General features: G+C 63.9%; 22 protein-coding genes and 1 other RNA gene. 8 read left to right on the forward strand and 15 right to left on the reverse strand.

Annotated elements, in window-relative coordinates; translation table 11 throughout:
- The first annotated feature begins 69 nt into the window (after positions 1 to 69).
- Positions 70 to 1905 (forward strand): ATP-binding protein, encoded by a 1836-nt coding sequence (locus tag ACVMIM_RS25780; protein WP_476115326.1) that lies wholly within the window; start codon positions 70 to 72, stop codon positions 1903 to 1905.
- A gap of 166 nt (positions 1906 to 2071) precedes the next feature.
- Here ACVMIM_RS25780 and ACVMIM_RS25785 read toward each other — a convergent pair whose 3' ends face one another.
- Both ACVMIM_RS25785 and miaA read right to left on the reverse strand, forming a co-directional pair.
- Positions 2072 to 2863, reverse strand: coding sequence for a GGDEF domain-containing protein (locus tag ACVMIM_RS25785; RefSeq protein WP_476115327.1), 792 nt, complete (start codon positions 2861 to 2863; stop codon positions 2072 to 2074).
- Positions 2864 to 2989: 126 nt separating this feature from the next.
- Positions 2990 to 3934 (reverse strand): tRNA (adenosine(37)-N6)-dimethylallyltransferase MiaA, encoded by a 945-nt coding sequence (gene miaA / locus ACVMIM_RS25790; protein WP_476117364.1) that lies wholly within the window; start codon positions 3932 to 3934, stop codon positions 2990 to 2992.
- Here miaA and serB point away from each other — a divergent pair.
- Positions 3924 to 4811 (forward strand): phosphoserine phosphatase SerB, encoded by an 888-nt coding sequence (gene serB / locus ACVMIM_RS25795; RefSeq protein ID WP_476115328.1) that lies wholly within the window; start codon positions 3924 to 3926, stop codon positions 4809 to 4811. The genes miaA and serB overlap by 11 nt on opposite strands.
- An 8-nt stretch (positions 4812 to 4819) precedes the next feature.
- Positions 4820 to 5392, forward strand: a complete 573-nt coding sequence (locus ACVMIM_RS25800; RefSeq protein ID WP_476115330.1) for a GNAT family N-acetyltransferase — start codon at positions 4820 to 4822, stop codon at positions 5390 to 5392.
- 31 nt (positions 5393 to 5423) lie between these two features.
- On the opposite strand, the gene ACVMIM_RS25805 is transcribed toward ACVMIM_RS25800, so the two are convergent.
- From ACVMIM_RS25805 to ACVMIM_RS25830, 6 genes are all read right to left on the reverse strand, one after another.
- Entirely contained in the window at positions 5424 to 6944 is a 1521-nt protein-coding gene (locus tag ACVMIM_RS25805; RefSeq protein ID WP_476115331.1) for a DegQ family serine endoprotease, read from the reverse strand.
- A 230-nt stretch (positions 6945 to 7174) separates the two neighbouring features.
- Entirely contained in the window at positions 7175 to 7360 is a 186-nt protein-coding gene (locus ACVMIM_RS25810) for a DUF2065 domain-containing protein (protein ID WP_040999016.1), read from the reverse strand.
- A gap of 6 nt (positions 7361 to 7366) precedes the next feature.
- Positions 7367 to 8359 carry a protease modulator HflC gene (hflC, locus tag ACVMIM_RS25815; RefSeq protein ID WP_476115333.1) on the reverse strand — a complete coding sequence of 331 codons (993 nt, stop codon included), beginning with the start codon at positions 8357 to 8359 and terminating at the stop codon, positions 7367 to 7369.
- On the reverse strand, positions 8359 to 9471 hold the full coding sequence (hflK, locus tag ACVMIM_RS25820) for an FtsH protease activity modulator HflK (protein ID WP_278048125.1): 1113 nt from the start codon (positions 9469 to 9471) through the stop codon (positions 8359 to 8361). The genes hflC and hflK overlap by 1 nt, the downstream gene beginning before the upstream one ends.
- A gap of 248 nt (positions 9472 to 9719) precedes the next feature.
- The gene (locus ACVMIM_RS25825; protein WP_476115334.1) at positions 9720 to 10238 is read right to left on the reverse strand and encodes a dihydrofolate reductase; all 519 of its coding nucleotides are present in this window, start codon (positions 10236 to 10238) and stop codon (positions 9720 to 9722) included.
- Complete coding sequence (locus ACVMIM_RS25830) at positions 10238 to 11254, reverse strand: DUF4424 domain-containing protein (RefSeq protein WP_476115335.1); 1017 nt, start codon at positions 11252 to 11254, stop codon at positions 10238 to 10240. The genes ACVMIM_RS25825 and ACVMIM_RS25830 overlap by 1 nt, the downstream gene beginning before the upstream one ends.
- A 121-nt stretch (positions 11255 to 11375) precedes the next feature.
- On the opposite strand from ACVMIM_RS25830, the gene cobF reads away from it, so the two are divergent.
- Entirely contained in the window at positions 11376 to 12140 is a 765-nt protein-coding gene (gene cobF, locus ACVMIM_RS25835) for a precorrin-6A synthase (deacetylating) (protein ID WP_476115337.1), read from the forward strand.
- 135 nt (positions 12141 to 12275) lie between these two features.
- Here the strand turns inward: cobF and ACVMIM_RS25840 are convergent, their stop codons facing one another.
- The 4 genes from ACVMIM_RS25840 to modA all read right to left on the reverse strand — a co-directional run bounded on the left by ACVMIM_RS25840 (position 12276) and on the right by modA (position 15334).
- Positions 12276 to 12617 carry a winged helix-turn-helix domain-containing protein gene (locus tag ACVMIM_RS25840; RefSeq protein WP_040995698.1) on the reverse strand — a complete coding sequence of 114 codons (342 nt, stop codon included), beginning with the start codon at positions 12615 to 12617 and terminating at the stop codon, positions 12276 to 12278.
- Between the two features lie 86 nt (positions 12618 to 12703).
- Positions 12704 to 13816 carry a molybdenum ABC transporter ATP-binding protein gene (gene modC / locus ACVMIM_RS25845; protein ID WP_476115338.1) on the reverse strand — a complete coding sequence of 371 codons (1113 nt, stop codon included), beginning with the start codon at positions 13814 to 13816 and terminating at the stop codon, positions 12704 to 12706.
- On the reverse strand, positions 13813 to 14517 hold the full coding sequence (gene modB / locus ACVMIM_RS25850) for a molybdate ABC transporter permease subunit (RefSeq protein WP_476115340.1): 705 nt from the start codon (positions 14515 to 14517) through the stop codon (positions 13813 to 13815). Before modB ends, modC begins: the two co-directional genes overlap by 4 nt.
- 22 nt (positions 14518 to 14539) lie before the next feature.
- Complete coding sequence (modA, locus tag ACVMIM_RS25855) at positions 14540 to 15334, reverse strand: molybdate ABC transporter substrate-binding protein (RefSeq protein ID WP_476115341.1); 795 nt, start codon at positions 15332 to 15334, stop codon at positions 14540 to 14542.
- Between the two features lie 160 nt (positions 15335 to 15494).
- Here modA and ACVMIM_RS25860 point away from each other — a divergent pair, with 160 nt between their 5' ends.
- A complete protein-coding gene (locus ACVMIM_RS25860; protein WP_040995706.1) occupies positions 15495 to 15704 on the forward strand; it encodes a TOBE domain-containing protein in 210 nt (69 codons plus the stop codon).
- 3 nt (positions 15705 to 15707) lie between these two features.
- Here ACVMIM_RS25860 and ACVMIM_RS25865 read toward each other — a convergent pair whose 3' ends face one another.
- Positions 15708 to 16502, reverse strand: a complete 795-nt coding sequence (locus tag ACVMIM_RS25865; RefSeq protein ID WP_476115343.1) for a thymidylate synthase — start codon at positions 16500 to 16502, stop codon at positions 15708 to 15710.
- Between the two features lie 143 nt (positions 16503 to 16645).
- Positions 16646 to 16957, reverse strand: coding sequence for a DUF2853 family protein (locus ACVMIM_RS25870; protein ID WP_278048133.1), 312 nt, complete (start codon positions 16955 to 16957; stop codon positions 16646 to 16648).
- A 168-nt stretch (positions 16958 to 17125) separates the two neighbouring features.
- Here ACVMIM_RS25870 and ssrA point away from each other — a divergent pair.
- Positions 17126 to 17486: a transfer-messenger RNA gene (gene ssrA, locus ACVMIM_RS25875) on the forward strand.
- 103 nt (positions 17487 to 17589) lie between these two features.
- The gene (locus ACVMIM_RS25880; RefSeq protein WP_476115344.1) at positions 17590 to 18141 is read left to right on the forward strand and encodes an AAA family ATPase; all 552 of its coding nucleotides are present in this window, start codon (positions 17590 to 17592) and stop codon (positions 18139 to 18141) included.
- Positions 18142 to 18185: 44 nt separating this feature from the next.
- On the opposite strand, the gene ACVMIM_RS25885 is transcribed toward ACVMIM_RS25880, so the two are convergent.
- Positions 18186 to 19391: a multidrug effflux MFS transporter gene (locus tag ACVMIM_RS25885; RefSeq protein WP_476115346.1), complete on the reverse strand. Its 1206-nt coding sequence runs from the start codon at positions 19389 to 19391 to the stop codon at positions 18186 to 18188.
- A 204-nt stretch (positions 19392 to 19595) separates the two neighbouring features.
- Here ACVMIM_RS25885 and ACVMIM_RS25890 point away from each other — a divergent pair, with 204 nt between their 5' ends.
- A complete protein-coding gene (locus ACVMIM_RS25890) occupies positions 19596 to 20279 on the forward strand; it encodes a TetR/AcrR family transcriptional regulator (RefSeq protein ID WP_476115347.1) in 684 nt (227 codons plus the stop codon).
- The last annotated feature ends 98 nt before the right edge of the window (positions 20280 to 20377 follow it).

Here is a 20377-nt window from a genome sequence, read left to right on the forward strand (position 1 = left end):
CCGACCTCACGTGACTTTAACCCCGATTGGATAGGGTTCCCGCTCCAGGGGAATGGAACCGGGACAGCCATGTTTGTCGAACGCGAAGCCTCCGTTGGCGAACCGATCTCGCAGGAGCGCCGCAACATCCAACAGAACGACAAGCGCATTCTGGGCAATGTCGTGCAATGCGACGGCGCGCGCGCCACCATCAGCGCGCATGCCGAGGACGCCGAAGGCACGGTCACCGGCCTCTGGACTGTCGGCAGGATGATCTCCATCAATCTCGGCGCGACGAGAACGGTCGGCCTTGTCTACGCTATCGGCAAGTCGGACCTTCACTGGAACCATGATGGGCAGAATCTGATCGAGGTCAGCGTCGAGCTGGTCGGCGAAGTGCGCGACGGTGCCGAGCCCGGCGCCAAGCCGGTGTTCGACCGTGGCATCACCACCTATCCGCATATCGGCGCCATCGCCCATCGCATCCGCAACCGCGACCTGCAGGCGGTCTACGATCTGGCCGGGCGCCATTCGGTGACCATCGGCACGCTGTCGCAGGATGAGTCGATCGATGCCAACATCGCCATCGACGACACGCTGGCGCGCCATTTCGCCATCGTCGGCACGACCGGCGTCGGCAAATCGACGGCGGTCTCGCTGCTCTTGCGCAAGACGATCGAGGCGCGTCCGGATCTGCGCGTGCTCATCCTCGACCCTCACAACGAGTTTGCCGCCTCGCTGCCGGAATATTGCGTCAAGGTCGATTCCAAGACGCTCGACCTGCCGTTCTGGATGTTCAGGCTCGAGGAGTTCGCCGAAGTGCTGTTTCGCGGCCGCGAGACGGTGCCCGAGGAAGTGGATGTCCTGCGCGACCTGATCCCGGCCGCCAAGAACCTCTACCGCAACCCGAATTCCGGCACCTATATCAGGCGCGGCAGCGACGCGCTGACGGCGGACACGCCGGTGCCCTACCGCATTGCCGATCTCATCAAGCAGATCGACGAGCGCATGGGCATGCTCGAAGCCAAGAACGACCGCCCGATCCTGAAATCGCTGAAGACGCGCATCGAATCGGCCGCCGCCGACCCGCGCTACCGCTTCATGTTCAATTCGCGCCTGATCGAGGACACGATCCACGAAACGATCGGCAATATTTTCCGCGTCCCAAGCCACGGCCGCCCGGTCACCTGCTTCGAGATGGCCGGCATGCCTTCGGAAGTCGTCAATTCGGTCTGCTCGGTGCTGGCACGCCTGGCCTTCGACCTGGCGTTGTGGAGCGAGGGACGGCTGAGGCTGCTCCTGCTTTGCGAGGAAGCCCACCGCTACATGCCGGCCGATCCGCGTCTCGGCTTCGCGCCGACCAGGCACGCGCTGTCGCGCATCGCCAAGGAGGGCCGCAAATATGGTTGTTATCTTGGCGTGGTCACCCAGCGCCCGGGCGAGCTCGATCCGACCATCCTGTCGCAGTGCTCGACGTTCTTCGCCATGCGGCTTGCCAACGAGCAGGACCAGGCGATCATCCGTTCGGCCATCGCCGACTCCTCCGCCTCGACCCTGGCGTTCCTGTCCTCGATGGGGCAGCGCGAGGCCATCGCTTTCGGCGAAGGCGTGGCGACGACCATGCGGCTGAAATTCGAGAAGCTGCCGCAGCAATTCATCCCCGGCACCGCGAAAGGCGAGCACATCGAGCCCTCCGTGGACGGCAGCGACGTCGATCTGGCCATGATCGTCGAGCGGCTTCGCAACGTGCCGAAGCCGCAGCAGTCCATGGCTTTCGCCGAGACCGTGGACTCGACCCGCCAGGCCGGCGACCCGGACTACAAGAAGCCGGCCACCGCCGCGCCCCGCGTCCAGCCCGACGACGACTTCGACACCCGCTACGGCCTGAAGCCATCGACCTTCGGCATGCGCCAATTCAATGATTGAACAACCAGCCTCGTAAGCACAGCCAAATTCCGAACAGGAATTCATCAGGCCGGATCGAATGGCGTGGCTTTCGAGAAGCCGGAGCGGAGCGGACATTTAGTCCGTGAGCACCGGAAGTCGAGAAAGGCGCGGCAGTCGACCGGCCTCGTGAATTCATGTCGGAATTTTAGGCGCAGACGCGGTTGCGGCCTTGCTTCTTTGCCTCATAGAGCTGGCGGTCGGCGCGGCGGTAGAAATCCTCCGCGCTTTCCTTGTGGTCCCAGACGGCAAGGCCGACGCTGGTGGTGACCTTGAGCCGCACATTGCCCGACATGATCGACAAATTGGCGATCGCCTTGCGGATGCGCTCGGCAAACCTGGCGAGCAGCTCGACATCCATGTTTGGGGTAACGACGGCAAACTCCTCGCCGCCCAACCGCGCCACCACATCGTGATAGCGCGTCATGCCTCTCAGGCAGGTGGCGACGGCTCTCAGCACCTCGTCGCCGACATCGTGACCATGCGTGTCGTTGACCTGCTTGAAATGGTCGAGATCGAGGATCATCAGCCCGACCGGCCTGTCGATGCGGCGAAACTCATGCAGATATTCGCGCAGCGCATCGTCGAAATAGCGGCGGTTCTGCATGCCGGTCAGACCGTCGGTGAGCGCCGCCTGCTCGAGCGTTTGCGAACGGGCGCTGAGCGAGACCGTCATGGCCCTGAGCTTGCCCTCCTCCCGCACCTGGCCGCGGATCAGCGGGTAGATGAAGAAGGTGCCGAAGAACAGCGCCGTCGCCAGAAGCGCTCCGGTAACGAACAGCGATTTGTTGAGATAGACAATTTTATCGACGCGCGATGCGGCATCGAGGTCGGCGGCTATTTCCTGCAATTGACCATAGGCATGGAAGGTCACCAGGCCCGCGGCCAGGATCACAAAAATAAACACGAAAAATGCGGATTCCGCCTTATGGAAACGCATCTGCTCCCCGCGGCACTGCAGCCCACTGAGGTTATGGCATGGGGGGCCTTACGGACGGTTAATCCGGACAACCTTGGCGAGAATTAGAACCGGGGACTTTAAGGTACTGATTGAAAAAGCTTTTGGTCAGTCCAGGGCAGCCGGTTCATCGCCCGGCCGCAGCCTGCGCCACTCCGCGCCCAGCTGGTGCCTGAACCAGGTGGACTGGCGCTTGGCATATTGCCGCGTCGCGATCTTGGCGCGTTCGATCGCTTCGGGAAAACCCGACTGTCCGGCCATTACCGCCTGCAGCTCGCGCACGCCGATCGCTTTCATCGCCGGCAGGTCGGGGTCAAGGCCGAGCGCGATGAGCTGACGCACCTCGTCGAGCGCGCCCTTGTCGAGCATCTGGTCGAAGCGCGCCTCGATGCGCCGGACCAGCTGTTGCCGATCCGGCTCGATGACCAGGAAGCGCGCGCTGTCGCGATCGATCAGCGGCCGGCCGCGCGCCGCCTGCCATTCGAGGATCGAGCGCCCCGAAGCATCGAGCACCTCGAGCGCCCGCACGATGCGCTGGCCGTCCGTCGGCCTGAGTTGCATGGCCATGGCCGAGTCCTCGTGCATCAGCAGGCGATGCAGCCTTTCGGCCCCTTGTTCCTTGAGCTCGTAACGCCAGCGCTCGCGGACGGCCGCCGGAATATCCGGCATATCCGAAATGCCTTCGGCCAGCGCCCGGAAATAAAGCCCGGTGCCGCCGACGAAAACGACCGGTCGGCCCGACAGGACGCCATCGTCGATCAGCTTCGTCACGTCGCGCAGCCAGGCGCCGGTGGAATAGGCCGTGGATGGATGCACATGGCCGTAAAGGAAATGCGGAACGCGCGCCATTTCGGCGGCGCTCGGCCGCGCCGTCAGGACGTCGAGCACGGAATAGCCCTGCATGGAATCGGTGTTGACGATGACGCCGCCATTGCGTTCGGCAACATCAAGCGCCAGCGCCGACTTGCCGCTGGCGGTCGGCCCGGCTATCAGGATCGCGTTCTTGATGCGGCCTTCGCCCGCCTGCCTGCCGGAATGTTCGATGCCGCTGATCGCCACTTTAGTGTCCCGTCCAGAAGCCCGCGCCGTGCCGGCCTCGCTTGCGAATATGGCCTTGCGGGCCGCCGGCGCAAGCGCCGTTCACTGGCTGGCCGAGGACGTCGCCTGCGATCTCGTTTTGCCGCAGACGCCGGATATCGGCGAAATGACCGCCAATCTGCGGGCCGCGCTGGCGTCCGAACCGGTCGACATCGTCGTCCAGCCCCCCGAAGGCAGGCGCAAGAAGATCCTGCTTGCCGATATGGATTCGACCATGATCGACCAGGAATGCATCGACGAGCTTGCCGACGAGATCGGCGTCAAGGATCATGTTGCGGCGATCACCGCGCGCTCGATGAATGGCGAAATCGCCTTCGAGCCCGCGCTGCGCGAGCGCGTCGCCCTGCTGAGGGGCCTCGACACCGCCGTGGTCGACCGCATCATCGCCAAACGGCTGACGCTCGCAGCCGGCGGCCGCGCGCTGGTGCAGACGATGCGCGCCCATGGCGCCTGGACGGCGCTGGTCTCGGGCGGCTTCGACGTCTTCACCAGCCGCATCGCCACCAAGCTGGGGTTCCAGGAAAACCGGGCCAACCGCCTGATCGAGAAGGACGGGAAATTCACCGGCATGGTGGCCGAGCCGATCCTCGGCCGCGCCGCAAAGGCCGAAGCGCTGCTCGACATCGCCAAGAGGCTCGGGCTGACGACCGAGGATGCCATCGCGGTCGGGGACGGCGCCAACGATCTCGATATGATCCGTCTTGCCGGCACCGGCGTCGCCCTCCACGCCAAGCCGGCGGTGGCGGAGCAGGCGCGCATCCGCATCGATCACGGCGACCTGACTGCGCTGCTCTATCTACAGGGCTATCGCCGGGACGAGTTCGTCCTTTGAGGTCTCCGATGACGCCGATCCGCACCGAACGGCTGATCCTGCGCAACTGGGAAGAGCGCGACCGCGAGCTTTTCCACCGCATCAACTCCGACGAGCGCGTGATGGAGTTCTTCCCGTTCCGCCGCGACCGCGCTACCGCCGACGCCATAATGGATGAGTTCCGCTCCTGGATCGCCGAGGACGGCTATGGTTTTGCCGCCGCCGAGATCGCGGCCACCGGCGAGTGCATCGGCTTCGTCGGCCTCCTCGAAACCGATCATGTGCCCTCCCTGCCGGCCGGCACGATCGAGATCGGCTGGCGGCTGGCACCGGAATACTGGGGCAAGGGCTATGTCTCCGAGGCGGCGGAGGCCTGGCTCGCCTACGGCTTCGACACGCTGGGCGTCAACGAGATCGTCTCCTTCGCCGTGGCCGACAATCATCGCTCCACCGCCGTCATGAAACGCCTCGGCATGAGCGCCGACCCGGCCAGCGACTTCGACCATCCCGACATTCCGGACAGCCATCCCGCGCTCAAGCGGCACGTGCTCTACAGGCTTTCGGCCGAGGAGTGGCACGCAAGAAAAAAGGCGGCTGGTTAGCCGCCTTTTTTGATTTCGCCGAATCGAAAGCTCAATCCATCCGGATCGTGACGAAGCGCAGTTCGCCGGTCTTCGAGGCCAGCATCAGGAGCGCGTTCTTGCGGCCCTGTTCCTTCAGCGCGCCGATCCGGTCCATCACGTCCTTCGGCGTGCCGACCGATTCCTGCGCGATCTCGGTGATCACCTCGCCGGGCTGGATGCCGCGCTCGGCCGCCGCCGAATCCTTGGCGACGTCGGTGATGACCACGCCGGACACGTCGGCCGCGATGCCGAATTTTTGCCGCGTCTGGTCGTTGAGCTCGCCGACCGTCATGCCAAGCACCGAGGCCGTCGATACCGGAGGCGCCGTCTTGTCGCCCTTGTCCTGGTCGGTGTTGCCGTTCTCGCCGCCGCTGGCGAGCTTCTCGCCGTCCTCGAGCCGGCCGAGCGTCACCTTGACAGTCTGCTCGACGCCCTTGCGCACGATGACCACGTCCACCGCCTTGCCGACAGGGCTTTCGGCGACGACGCGCGGCAGGTCCCGCATTTCATGGATATCCTTGCCGTCGAACTTGATGATGACGTCGCCGGCCTGCACCGAACCGTTGTCGACCGGCCCGCCCTTGATGACGCCGGCTACCAGCGCGCCCTTAGCGGTCGCCATGCCGAGGCTTTCGGCGATGTCGTCCGTCACCGGCTGGATCCGCACGCCAAGCCAGCCGCGCCGCGTCTCGCCATACTGGCGAAGCTGGTCGACGACGCCCGCGGCAAGCTGCGAGGGGATGGAGAAGCCGATGCCGATCGAGCCGCCCGACGGCGAGATGATCGCCGTGTTGATGCCGATGACCTCGCCGGCGGCGTTGAACAGCGGACCGCCGGAATTGCCGCGGTTGATGGCGGCGTCGGTCTGGATGAAGTCGTCATAGGGGCCGGAATTGATGTCGCGATTGCGTGCCGAGACGATGCCGACCGTCACCGTGCCGCCCAGGCCGAACGGGTTGCCGATCGCCATCACCCAGTCGCCCACGCGCATCTTGGTGGAATCGCCGAATTTCACCGCCGTCAGCTTGTGGCCTTTGGGGTCGACTTTCAGCACCGCGACATCGGTCTTGGTGTCGGTTCCGACAAGCGTCGCCTTCAGCGTGATGCCGTCGGAGAAATTGACCTCGATATCGTCGGCGTCGGCGATGACGTGGTTGTTGGTCACCACAATGCCCTGCTCGGCGTCGATGACGAAACCGGAGCCGAGCGACTGCACTTTCTGCCCGCCGCTGCCCTTCTCGCCGCCGCGGTTCTTGAAGAAGTCGTCGAAGAAGTCCTGGAACGGCGAACCCTCGGGCAGTTGCGGCATCGGCACCGCGCCCGGTCCTTCCGTGCCCTTCACCGTCTGCGAGGTCGAGATATTGACCACCGCGCCGAGTAGGCGCTCGGCGAGATCGGCGACCGAAGGCGGTCCGTCGGAGGCGATCGTCGGCGTGACGAAGGACGGGACGGCGACAATGCCGACCGCGAATGCCGTGGCGCCGGCGAAAACCATGCGCCGCGCCGCGCGCAACAGGGTGTCGGATATCATCGTGGCCTCCAGGTGGTTCTGAAAAGGAAAAGCGCATCCGCAAAGGCGCCTGTCCTGTTCATGTTGGCAAGAAATAAGGCACGTTTGCGGCTATAGCTATCGGCGAAAGATAAATCGTCAATCGCTGCGGCACCAAGGAATTTTCATTCGAGCAATTCCAGGAAGTGCTTAGCGGTTGGGCTCGGCGCCTTCGCCATAGGTTCCGCCCGGAATTGCATAAAAACAAACAACTAGCCGCGGACCAGCCAGACTATGCAGACACCGATGGCGATCGCGGCCAGTCCGCCGATCCGCAGCATATTTTCCGGCATCGACAGCACCTCGGCGGCGAGTTTCCGGGCCAAAGCCGGAAACCCTCCATAGACCAGCCCTTCGATCACCAGGACCAGGCCGATTGCCGCCAGAAAATCCTGCACCGCCCGCTACTGGGTGGCGCCGGGTTGCGTCACGGGCGCGGCAGGTGCAGTCGCAGGCGCGGCGGGAGCCGTCGCAGGCGCAGCGGATGCAGCCGGTGGCGCGGCAGGTGCCGGCACGGGCTTGCTGTCCGGATCGCGGAAGTAGCGGAAGAACTCGGACTGTGGCGAGAGCACCATCGTCGTTCCGGTGTTGTCCAGCGCCGTGCCGTAGGCGTTCATCGAGCGATAGAAATCGAAGAAGGCCGGATCGCGCTTATAGGCATCCGCGAAAGTCGCGCTGCGCTGCGCCTCGCCCTCGCCGCGCAGGATTTCCGATTCCTTCTGCGCCTCGGCGACGATCTCGACGACCTCGCGGTCGGCTCGCGCCCTGATGCGCTGCGCCGCCTCGTTGCCGCGCGCCCTCAGACGCTCGGCCTCGGCCAGGCGCTCGGCCTTCATGCGGTCATAGGTCTGCTGCGAGACCTCCGCCGTCAGATCGGTCCGGCGGATGCGCACATCCTCGATGTCGAGGCCGAGCGACGTCGCGTCCGGGCGCAGCTGATCGCGCACTTCGCGCATCATGTTGCCGCGCTCTTCCGAAAGAGCTGCCTCGAAGTCGCGCAGGCCATAGACACGGCGCAGCGCCGCGTCGAGACGCGTCTTCAGACGCGCCTCGGCCAGTTCGACCTGCCCGGACACCGCCGCGCGGAACGTGCGCGGATCCGAGATGCGATAGGCGATGAAGGCATCGACCTCGTAGAACTTGCCGCCCGAGACCTGCACGCGGATGTTGTCGAGGTCGAAGCGCATCACCCGCTTCTCGACCATCTGCACGCTGTCGGCGTCGAAGAAGGCGAACGGCGCCTTGAAGTAGATGCCGGGTTCGTTCTTGACGTCGATGATCTCGCCGAACCTCAGCACGATCGCCTGCTGGCCGGCATTGACCACGAACACCGAGGAATAGAGCAGAAACAGAAGGACTGCCGCGATGACGGCGATAATGGGAAGACGGTTGGCCATCACTGGTTACCTCCCGTGGTGGCGCCCATGGTGGGCGGCGCGGGCTGCGCCTTGGGCTGCAAGGCGGGTAGCGGCAGATAGGGCAGCACACCCTGCCCGTTGCCCTGCTCGACGACGACCTTGTTCGAGTCCTTCAGGATTCTCTCCATCGTTTCCAGATAAAGGCGCTTGCGCGTGACATCGGGCGCCTTGGCGTATTCATTATAGACGGAGATGAAGCGCTGCGCCTCGCCTTCCGCCTCCTGAACGACCCGGTTCTTGTAGGCCGCCGCATCTTCGCGAATCTGCGCCGCCTCGCCGCGCGCCTGCCCGAGCTTCTGGTTGGAATACTGGTTGGCCTGCTCGACGAACTTGTCTTCGTCCTGCTCGGCGCGCTGTACCTCGTCGAATGCATCCGCCACCTCGCGCGGGGGTGCTGCGTCCTCAATCGAGACCGCGTTGACCTGGAGGCCGGTCTTGTAGCCGTCGAGCGTGCCCTGGATGATCTCGCGCACCGCCGTTGCGATGCCCTGGCGATCGTCGCGGAAGATGTCCTGCGCCGGACGCCGGCCGACGACTTCGCGCATGGCGCTCTCGGCCACCTGGGTCAGCATGCCGTCGGGATCTGAGACGTCGAACAGATAGGCTTTGGGATCGGAGACCTGGTAGGCGACCGAAAACTGCACGTTGACGATGTTCTGGTCGCCGGAGAGCATCAGCCCGGAGCCGCTGGTCGCGCCGCCGCCGATGCTGACGAGCTGTTCGGAGATCTTGGCGGTCTCGACCGTTTCGACCGGCCACCAGTGGAAATGCAGGCCAGGCTGCGAGAGCTCGGCCTTCGGCTGGCCGAAACGCAATTCGACGGCAACCTCGTCGGGCTGCACGGTGTAGATCGCCTTGAAGGCCCATAGCACGATAAGGGCCAGCGCGATCAGCCCGAGCACGGCCGGGCTGGCACCGCCGCCGCCCGGAAGCGCGCGCCGCAGCCTGTCCTGGCCGCGGCGGATGATGTCCTCGAGATCGGGAGGCGAACCCTGCGGGCCGCTTGGCCCTTTCGGTCCCTGCCCCCAGGGCCCCTGATTGCCGCCGCCGCCCCACGGGCCGCCGCCACCGCTCTTGTCGTTCCAGGGCATGAATGTCCTTTCGCTTCGGTTCCCTCAAGCCTTGCGGCGCAATCCTAGCGCATGACCCCGAAAACCGAAATTCGGTTTTCGGAAAGGAATCATGCGCCAAAATCAAAGTTTTACCGCGTCCTTTTGCGCGTCCGGCTGGACGCGCGGCGCTGTAACACCGTTCTTCTATAGGGACGCCTTGGCACGCTTTCAACGCGATGTGCCACCGCCACCGTCCGATTTGGGCCGGTAGCGACCGTTTGTCGTCGTCAATGACCGTCGCGACGGCGTTGATAGACGGTGTAGCGCGTCGCGTGGCTGTCCTTCTCGCCGGCGGGAAAATCCTCGGCGCTGACGACTTGCCAGATGCTTGGGTCGATCGGCGGAAAATGCGCATCGCCGTCGACGCTGGCCAGCACATGGGTCACATGCAGCCGGTCGGCAAGCGGCAAGGCCTGGGCATAGATCTCGCCGCCACCGACCACGCAGATCTCCTCCGCCCCCGCCATGCAGCGGCCGCGCACCTTGGCCAGCGCGATCGCGTCATCCAGCGAGTGGGCCACCTCGATGCCTTCGCCGCGCCAGGCTTTGTCGCGTGTCACCACGATGTTGAGCCGGCCGGGAAGCGGCCGGCCGATGCCTTCGTAGGTCTTGCGGCCCATGATGATCGGCTTGCCCATCGTGTCGGCCTTAAAGCGCTTGAGATCGGTGGAAAGCCGCCAAGGCAGGCCGCCTTCGCGGCCGATCACGCCGTTTGCGGCAATGGCGACATAGATCGCGATGTCCATCAGCCGCCGCTCCCGCCATTGTCCGACGGCTCCAGCAGCAGGATGTCGATGTCTCGCTCGGGATAAAAATCCTTCGCGGTGATCTCGAATGTCGTCGGCCCGACCTTTTTGACATTGTCGCCACAGAAGGAGACGAGGTTTTTGGGGCTGCCCTTGTCGATGGTCAGCTTGAAATTGCCGATAGTGCCGGATGCCCAATTGCCTCCCGTGGTGAGGATGTAGGCGATCCGGCTCTCGTAATATTTCGGATAGCCGTCCGGATTCGCCTTGGCCGCCTTGCGCACCGCGTTGTCGAACGTCTCGTCCATGCAATAGCGGCTCTTGTAGCTTTGATATTGCGGGTTCTGGAACTGGCCGTCGGAGAAGAAGCTGACCGAGGAGGTGCCGCCGACGCTGGGCTTGTAGCGGTGCGAGACATGGACCTCCTTGTTGGCTGGGAAGGTCGAGCGCCACCAATAAGTCGAGCGCAATTGCCAGAAGGGCACATAGGCGGTCTGCATGCCCGAGCCGTCATCGGCGGTATCCTCGATGATGATGCCGCGGTCTTCCCAGTCCTTGGTGACATCCTTGGGCAGCTTTGCCAGCGCCGCCTTGGCGGCGTCGCCGAAGGGATAGAGCGGCACGTTCTGCGCCTTGAGGTCGGCGGTGATGTCGATGCCCAGCGCGAACGCCCTTTGCTCGAGCTGCGGCTTCGCGTCGACGCCGTCGATCGTCACCTCGAAGCCGAGGAAATTGTCGCTCTGCGCCTCCGGGATGGCCGGCATCTCGTTGGGATCGCCCTCGATGTCGGGCATCGGGAAGGCGACGATGGAGCTGACATCCTTGTCGGTGTTGTTGCGGAAGACATAGTCGACCGTCACTTTTTCCGGCGAGATGAAAAGATCCTCGCTCTGCATGGCGACGGCGTCGCTGCGCGACAGGATCAGGCCGCCGGTGCCAAGCTCGGCGACGGAATCATTGGCGAAGGCCGGCGCGGCCAGGACTGCCAGCGCTGCGGTCAGTACGATGCGTAGCATGGACCCCTCTTCGACGGCGATAACGGGTATCTTTTCATCTACCGTCTCGGTGCGGCGTTTCAAAGCACTTCGTCACCGGGTACTTCTGGACACCGCGCCGCCGATCGGGCAGGAGATCGGCATGCGCAAGCTTCTCGTCATCGGCATCGGCGCCGGCAACCCCGACCACATGACGGTACAGGCCATCGAAGGCCTGAACCGCGCCGACGTGCTGTTCATTCCCGACAAGGGAGCGAAGAAGAACGATCTTGCGGATTTGCGCCGGCATATCTGCGACCGCTTCGTCAACAACCCGAAATCGCGCCGGGTCGAGTTCGATGTGCCGGTTCGGGCCGAGCCGACATCTTCCTATCGCGCGACGGTCGACGACTGGCACGAAGCGATCGCCGAGATCTACGAAGCCTTGATCCGCGACGAGCTCGCCGAACACGGCTGCGGCGCCTTCCTGATCTGGGGTGACCCGTCGCTCTATGACAGCGCACTGCGCATCCTCGAACGCGTTCGCCTGAGGGGCAATGTCGGGTTCGAGCTCGAAGTCATCCCCGGCATCACCGCGATCCAGGCGTTGGCCGCCGCCCATGCGACCGCGCTCAACCGCATCGGCGATTCGATCCTGGTGACGACTGGCCGCCGGCTGACCGAAGAAGGACTGCCCGTGAATGCCGGTTCCACGGTCGTCATGCTCGACGGCAAATGCGCCTTCAACACGCTTGCCGACAAGGACGTCATCATCCAGTGGGGCGCCTATCTCGGCACGCCGGACGAGATCGTCATTTCCGGCCGCCTGGGTGATGTCGGCGCCGAGATCGAGAAAATGCGCGAAGAAGCCCGGCGCAAGAAGGGCTGGATCATGGATACCTACCTGCTGAGGAAGCCGGAGAAGTAGGCAATAGGCAGTAGGCAGTAGGGAATAGGCGGTAGGGAGTGGCGAACTTGCCGGTATCGCATCAAGCCGCTCCAGAACATGACACCTACTGCCTACTGCCTACTGCCTACTGCCTACTGCCTACTGCCTACTGCCTCATCCCGCATCGATCTCCGCCTGCAGAGCCCGCATATGCACGGCGGCCGCCGATGAAGCGGCTCGCTCTATGGCGCGGAAGCGGCTGACGACCGCCAGCCCCACCGATGTCAGTTGCGCGCCGCCGCCTTTGCGGCCGCCGGTCTGCGCCGCGACCAGCGGCTTGCCGAACACGCGGTTCATGTCCTCGACCAGGTCCCAGGCATGCTTGTAGGACATCTCCATCCCGCGCGCCGCGGCCGAGATCGAGCCGAAGGCGGCGATCTGTTCCAGCAATTCGATCTTGCCTGGGCCGATCCGGCCGTCGGGGTCGAGATTTATCCGCAGGCTCAATGATGGCATGTCCTGTCCTCCGCGATCATGCCGAAAATTACATTCTCCGCCGCCAGATCGCTATTCCAAGTCAACATAGCGATATTGCTCTTTCGTCAACCATCCGCCTCAGCCGGCAGCCCTGCCCCGGTCGTCGCGCTGTCGAAGCTCACTGTCTTGATCACCGCGAACACCTGGCGGCCAAGCGCCAGACGAAGGGTGTGTTTGGATTGTTCGGTGATACGCGCCAGCACGATCGCGCCATTGCAGTCGATGGCGATTTCCACCGTCGGCCCGATGCCCGGTCTGACGGCTGTGATCGTTCCCGCCAGAATGTTGAGCGCGCTGAGGCCCGCGGGCTGCTCGGTGGCGATCATGACGTCGCGGGCGCGGATGCGAATGCGCACCGGAGCGCCCGCCGCCTGCGCCAGTTTCGGCACGCGGATTTCGCCGGCCTGCGAGGCAAGCACCGTCATACCGAAAGCCTCGTCATGGCGCAGGACTTTGGTGTCGAGCACCGCTCCGCCTTCGCCGCGCTCCTCCGCCGGCAAAAGATCCAGCCGCTGCATGATGGCCTCGGTCGGCCCCGCGGCCGCCACCTTGCCTTGCGAAAGCACCACGACGTCGCTTGCCAGCCGCGCCACCTCGGCGACGGAATGGCTGACATAGGCGATCGGGATCTTCGTCTCGTCGCGCAGCCGTTCGATATAAGGCAGGATCTCGGCCTTGCGCGCCTCGTCGAGGGAGGCGAGCGGCTCGTCCATCAGAAGCAGTTTCGGGCTGGCAAGCAGCGCGCGGCCGATGGCGACACGCTGCTTCTCGCCGCCCGACAGTTTCGTCGGCCGCCGGTCGAGCAGATGGCCGATGCCGAGCAGGTCGACCACCGCATCCATCTTGGCGTAGCGCTCGGACGACGGCGTGAACCAGCGGCCGTAGCGCAGATTGCCGGCGACGCTCATATGCGGGAACAGCCGCGCATCCTGGAACACCATGCCGATCCGCCGCTTGTGCATCGGCACGAAGATCCGCGCTTCGGTGTCGACCAGCGCCCGCCCGTCGACGCCGATGCGGCCCTTGTCCGGGCGGATCAGGCCTGCGATCAGATTGATCAGCGTCGACTTGCCGGAGCCTGACGGCCCGAACAGTGCCGTCAGCCGGCCGGCGCTCTCGAAACGCGCTTCCAGGGCGAAATCACCCAGCTGATGGTCGATATCGACGGAGAGCGTCATTCGATGTCCATCCGCCGGCCGACGCGCCGCGCCAGCACTTCCGAGGCGATGAGCGCGACCATCGAGATGGCGATCGAGATCAGCGTCAGCCGGAGCGCGCCCTCGTCGCCGCCGGGCACCTGCGTGAAGGTGTAGATCGCCGAAGGCAGCGTCTGCGTTTCGTTGGGGATGTTGGAGACGAAGGTGATGGTGGCGCCGAATTCGCCCATCGCCTTGGCGAAGGAAAGGATCGCGCCGGCGATCAGGCCGGGAAGGATCAGCGGCAGCGTGATGGTGGCGAACACCCAGAGCGGATTGGCGCCGAGCGTGCCGGCGGCGGCCTCCATCTTGCGGTCGACCGCCTCGATCGAGAGCCTGATCGCCCGCACCATCAGCGGAAAACCCATGACCCCGCAGGCCAGTGCCGCGCCCGTCCAGCGGAAGGAAAAGACGATGCCGAAATGCTCGGCTAGGAAGGCGCCGGCCGGGCCGCGCTGGCCGAAGGTGAGCAGGAGCAGATAGCCGGTCACCACCGGCGGCAGGATCAACGGCAGATGCACCAGCCCGTTGAGCAGCGTCTTGCCCCAGAAACGCCCCCGCGCAAGCAGGAGCGCCAGCAGAATGCCGGGCGGCAGGCTGGCGATCATCGCCACCGACGCCACCTTGATCGACAGGCGGACCGCATTCCATTCGTCGGGAGTGAGGTCCAGCAGCCAGTTCATAGTTGCGTTTGCGCGGTCTTTCTCAGTTGCTCGGCGCGAGCACCGTGAAACCCTGCTCCCTGAAGAGCTCGGCGGCCTTGACCGACTGGACGCATTTCAGGAATGCAGCCGTATCCTTGTGCTTCGAATCGGCGGTCTGGGCAATCGGGTAGATGATCGGCGGGTGCGAATCTTCAGGGAAGGTGCCGACGACCTTGACGCCCTTTTCGGCATGCGCGTCAGTAGCGTAGACGATACCCAGCGCCGCCTCGCCCGTCGACACCAGCTTCAATGCTGCACGCACATTCTCGGCCTGCGCGACCTTGCCCTCGACCGACGACCAGACGCCCAGCGATTCCAGCGCCGCCTTGCCGTATTTGCCAGCCGGCACGGCCTTGAAATCGCCCATGGCAAGCTTGCCGTCGCCGATCAGCTTGGCAAGGTCGAAGCCCTTCTCCACCTTGGCCTCGACCATGGAATCCTTCGGCGCCACCAGCACGATCTGGTTGCCGAGCAGCTTCACCTCGGTGTCAGGCTTGGTCAGCTTCTTGTCGGAGAGATATTTCATCCAGTCGAGATCGGCCGATACGAACACGTCGGCCGGTGCGCCGCCTTCAATCTGCTTGGCCAGCGCCGAGCTTGCCGCGTAGGAGATAGTGGCGGCTTCACCGACTTCCGGCTCGCAGGCCTTGTTGACGGCGTCGAGCGCGTCCTTGAGGCTCGCCGCGGCAAAGACGACCACCTTGTCGTCGGCATGGGCCGCCGGTGCCGCCGCCATCAGCATTGCCGTCAGGCCGCCCACAGCGGCCGCCTTCAGCCTGAAACCCTTGCCCGTCATGAAGTCTCTCCCTGGTTTCAAATCCGTTCGGCCAAAAGCCTCCGATCGATATATCCGGATGAACATAACAAGGAAAGGTTTTTCGCCTGCCATGGCATTGTGCGCCGGTGCGGCCTACGCTGAATGCGAAACGGGACGGTGAAGCTCGAAGGAGAGACGTATGAAGATCAGCGCCCGCAATATCCTGAAGGGAAAGGTCACGGAGATCGTCAAGGGAGCCACCACCTCGCATGTCCGGATCGACATCGGCGGCGGCGTCATCGTCACCTCCTCGATCACCAACGAGGCGGTCGCCGATCTTGCGCTCGAAAAAGGCAAGCAGGCCTATGCGGTGATCAAGGCCTCGGACGTCATGGTTGGCATCGACTGAGAGTTAAACGGCGATCGGCGCCTTGATGTTTGCATCCGCAAAATAGTTCTCAAGGCGGAAATCCTCGAAGCGGAAAGCGAAGAGGTCCTTCACCTCCGGGTTGATCCACATCGTCGGCAGGGCCTTGGGCGTGCGCCGCATCTGCTCGCGCGCCTGCTCGAAATGGTTCGAATAAAGATGCGCGTCGCCCAGCGTATGGACGAAGTCGCCGGGCTCCAGCCCGGTCACCTGCGCCACCATCATGGTGAGCAGGGCATAGGAAGCGATGTTGAACGGCACGCCGAGGAAGATATCGCCGGAGCGCTGGTAAAGCTGGCAGGAGAGCCGGCCCTCTGAAACATAGAACTGGAACAGGCAGTGACAGGGCGGCAGCGCCATCGCCTCGACTTCGGCCGGATTCCAGGCCGACACGATCAGCCGGCGCGAGTTAGGATTCTTGCGTATCTCCTTCAAAAGATTCGCGATCTGGTCGATCTCGCCGCCATGCCCATCCGGCCATGAGCGCCACTGCTTGCCATAGACCGGGCCGAGATCGCCGTTCTCGTCGGCCCATTCGTCCCAGATGGTGACCCCGTTGTCGTTGAGATATTTGATGTTGGTGTCGCCGGCCAGGAACCACAGAAGCTCGTGGATGATCGACTTCAGATGCAGCTTCTTGGTGGTCGTGACGGGAAAGCCGCGCGAAAGGTCGAAGCGCATCTGATAGCCGAACACCGAGCGCGTGCCGGTGCCCGTACGGTCGCCGCGGTCGACGCCGTTCTCCAGCACATGCTTCAACAGGTCGAGATATTGGCGCATCGGCTCTGCCTCGATTCGGGTGACAGGCAATCATACCCGACCGACAGCCGGTCGAACACCGCAAAGCAGGCTCCGGATGCGGATCGCACCCAAAAATCCAGGGTGCCGGCACGGTTTCGTGCCGGCCGCCGGGTGCCTGTGGTTTACAGAGAGCCGAGTTTGCCGAGGTCCTTCGCGACCAGATAGTAGAAGGTCACGCGGCTCTTGGTGTTGTCGGCATGCATCGCCTTGCAGGTTTTCTCGATCGAGGCGTTGGCCTTTGCGGCATCGGCAACGCCGAGCTTCTTGCCGATCCAGTTCTCCCGCACGCGGTCGAGTTCCTTCGGGTCGGTGCAGGACACCAGCGAGGAATCGCGGTTCCTCAGCGCAATACCCAGATGCTTGACGATCTTATCGACCGCCTCGGCGCTGGCGCCGGCATCGTATTTCTTCACATCCGCAAGATAGTCGGCCATCAAACTTCCCCTCGTCGGCGCCACCGATCCGATCGGTGAGGGTTGTGGCGCGCCGCGCAACCTGTGCGCTAGATCGGAGACTCCTCACCGGGAGCGAGATTTGATTGAGCAGGCGCGCAAGTCAACCCTTGGCTGCACAGTTTGGCATAACCGGATAAGCGCCGGTTTGGCCTTTATTTTTCCCTCATCGCTCCCTATATTCGCTTCGTCGGCTTGACCGACTATGGCGATAAACAGGCGATGAAATAAGCCGTTCGGACCCGGGGGCGGTACCCGGCGCCTCCACCAAAAACCGCTCTGGCTGACGGAGCGGCTTTTGCTGGGGGCGAAATAGGATCGACGAAGGTGTAAAGATCGTACTTTCGCCCGGCATTGTACCACCGTCATCGGGCTAAACTTATAGTTGCCAACGACAACTATGCGGAAGCTCGTCTCGCTGCTTAATGCGGCGCGAACGCTTCAAATCAAGTCCTAGCGGTTCGCACTTCTAGGCGGGGTTCGGAGGTACCTGGCAACAGAAACCTCCACCTTCCCCCTCCTTTTGCTTCTTACCAATCGACCGAACGGCAAAGGCTTGTCGGGCGCTCGATGCGCGGCGCACAGCCTTGCCGCTCATCACCCATGGACAAGCGATGCAAAACGATTGCGATCGATTCTTCGTGCTGACCGGCGGCCCAGGCTCGGGCAAGACCACGCTGATCGAGGCGCTGCGGACCCAAGGCTTTGCGACGGCTCCCGAGGCCGGGCGCGGCATCATCCGCGACCAGATGGCGATCGGCGGCCATGCCCTTCCCTGGCAGGACCGCGCGCTTTTCGCCGAGCTGATGCTGGCATGGGAGCTGCGTTCCTGGCACGCCGCGCATACCGAACCCGGCCCGGTCTTCTTCGATCGCGGCGCCCCCGACACGGTCGGCTATCTCAGGCTCTGCGGCCTGCCGGTCCCGGATCACGTCACAAGCGCGGCGCGAAAATTCCGCTACGCGCCCCGCGTCTTCGTCGCGCCGCCATGGCCGGAGATCTTCACCCAGGACGAGGAGCGCAAGCAGACGCTCGAGGAGGCCGAGCGCACGTTCCGTTTCGTCACCGGTGCCTACGCGGAGCTCGGCTACGAATTGGCCACCTTGCCCCTTGCTTCGCTCGAAGAGCGGGTGCGCTTCGTTATCGATCAAACAGGCCTGAAATAAAAAAGGCCGGACGAGCCGGCCTTTGGGGGTTGTTTCGAGGCGCTCTACTCCGCCGGCGCTTCCACCGCTTCGCGTGAGCGGCCGAGCGTGAGCTTGGCCAGGGTGAACGAGATCACGGCGCAGAGCGTGATGCCCGCCACCATCGGCAGCGGCGTGCCGTCGAAGAAGATGCCGGCGACGCCCATCGCCAGCGCGCCGATGGCGAAATGCAGCGTGCCCATCAGCGCCGAGGCCGTGCCGGCGATCTCGCCATGTTCTTCCATCGCCAACACCGAGGTGGTCGGGATGACAAGGCCGAGGAAGCCGTAGCCGACGAAGAGCAGCGCGGCCATGACGTCGAGCCGGTCGACGCCCGAGGCCATGATCGCGAACAGCGCGACCATAACCGTGGCATAGCCGGTGACCGCCACCCAGACGACGCGCCTCAACCCGAAGCGGTCGGCGAGCATCCCGGTCAGTTGCGACATGCCGATGAAGGCGACCGCGTTGATCGAGAAGAACACGCTGTAGACCGACGGCGACAGGCCGTAATGGTCGATCAGGATGAACGACGAGCTCGACAGGTAAACGAAGAAGCTCGCAATGCCGAAGCCGGCGATCGCCACAAGGCCGAGGAAGTTGCGGTCGCCCATCAGGTAGCGGTAGCCGGCAAGCGCCGTGCCGAAGGATGAGCCGGCGCGCTCTTCGACCGGCCGCGTCTCCTTGAGCGAGGTGGCCAGCAGGATCGTTGCAAGCGCCGCGGCGCCCGTGACGGTCCAGAACACGGCGCGCCAGCCGAAACTTTCGATGATCTGGCTGCCGGTCAGCGGCGCCAGGATCGGCGAAACCGAGAACACCAGCATCAGAAGCGACATCAGCTTGGCGGCCTCATTGCCGGTGTGCAGGTCCCGCACGATGGCGCGCGGCACCGCCATGCCAGCGCTGGCGCCGAGGCCTTGCAGGAAGCGGAAAGCGATCAGCCACTCGATGTTAGGTGCCATCGCCGAGCCGACGCCGCCGACCATGAACAGCGCGAGGCCGGCATAAAGCGGCGCCTTGCGGCCGACCATGTCGGAGATCGGCCCGACGACGATCTGACCGAAACCCATCGACAGGAAGAAGATCAACAGGCTCATCTGCACGGCGGCAGTGCCGGCATGCAGGTCCTGGCCGATCGAAGGCAGCGCGGGAAGATACATATCAATCGCGAACGGCCCGATCGCGGACAACAAGCCGAGCACGACCGCGATGCGGAGGAATTTGGGACTCATGATAAGGCTCTTTTCGGATCTGGTTGCCGCCGCGAATACCGGCGTCTGAACCCAGGACGTTCCATCCCGCGGAAATCCTACATTCAGAGCGAATTCATTCGCCTGTCAGGGCGAACGTATTCATCTTCAGCGGATTCCCCTTTGTTGTGTCCACAAATTTAGACAGGCTTGTCCAATTCGTCAATCACCGCTATATAGATTTTCATGAAGCACGGCGTTTCTCCTGACACCTTCCCGCCACGCAGCCACGAGGCCAAACGCGTGTCGGTGGTGGACGCCGCCGCTTCCGTCTTCTGCCGCGAAGGTTATGCCGGCGCCAATATCGACCTGATCGCGGCCGAGGCCGGCGTCTCGCGCCAGACCGTCTACAACCATCACGGCGACAAGGAAAAGCTCTTCGTGGCCGTCGTGCGCGACCTCACGGAGCGCTGCAATGCCGGCATCTTCGCCACCATCGCCAGCTTCCCCGACCAGCCCACGGACCTGGAAGCCGACCTGATCACCTTTGCCGTGCGCATGAACCGCAATTGCATCTGCAACCGCGACGGCCGTTTCTTGCGCAAGCTGATCCAGGCCGAAGGCGAGCGTTATCCGGAACTGTTTGCCGAATGGCGCGAACAGGGCCCGGGCCGCACCTGGTCGGCGCTTGCCGCGCGCTTCGCCCGGCTTGCCTTCGCCGGGCATCTCGCGATCGGCGACCCCGACGTCGCGGCGCGTCAGTTTCTCGCCCTCGTCAACGCCGAACTTCAGATCACTTTCATGCTGGGTGGGATGCCGACCGAGGAAGAAGTGCTGCGCTCCGCCACCAACGGCGTGCGGACCTTTCTCAGCGCCTTCGCCAGGAAGAAGTCGCCAGCCGGCGAACAGGCGGCGCTCGTTCACGCCTGAACGATCAAATCGCCGGCACCCCCTCTTGGCCTCACGCCTTTGCGCCTATATGCGGTTTACGCCGCGCTCAAGCTTGATTACAGCTATGCGGACGATTC

The sequence above is a fragment of the Mesorhizobium sp. USDA 4413 genome (assembly GCF_056280365.1).